A 398-nucleotide genomic window follows, 5' to 3' on the forward strand; every position below is an offset into this window, starting at 1 on the left:
TTTGTGGGCACTCGCGGTGAGCAGCGACCAGGGTGCGTCGACCGGGCACCAGGCCAGCGACTGTGCGGCGTCCACCAGCAGCGGCACCCCCGCGGCCCGGCATGCGGCGGCAACTTCGGCGACGGGCTGCTCTGTCCCCACCTCGTGGTTGGCGGACTGCAGACAGGCCAGCGCGGTGTCCGCGCGCAGGGCGGCGGCGGACGGCGGTTCGGTGACCGAGGTGGCGGTGGACAGGACCGGCGCGGTGACCGCCTCCGCGTTCGCCGCCGCCAGGGCTGCCGCCGAATGGAGCACCGAGGAGTGCTCGACCGCCGAAACGACCAGATGACGTCCGACACGCCGACGTCCCGCAAGCGCTCCGGCAATTCCCAGATGGACCGAACGGGTCCCCGAAGAGG

At 72.9% G+C, this 398-nt stretch carries 1 protein-coding gene; it reads right to left on the bottom strand.

The window, feature by feature from the left end; genetic code table 11:
- A partial coding sequence (locus J0695_RS36370) for an aminotransferase class V-fold PLP-dependent enzyme (RefSeq protein ID WP_206969042.1) occupies nt 1-398 on the bottom strand: 398 nt, incomplete at both ends.

The organism is Streptomyces beijiangensis, assembly GCF_017315755.1.
Lineage (GTDB): Bacteria > Actinomycetota > Actinomycetes > Streptomycetales > Streptomycetaceae > Streptomyces > Streptomyces beijiangensis.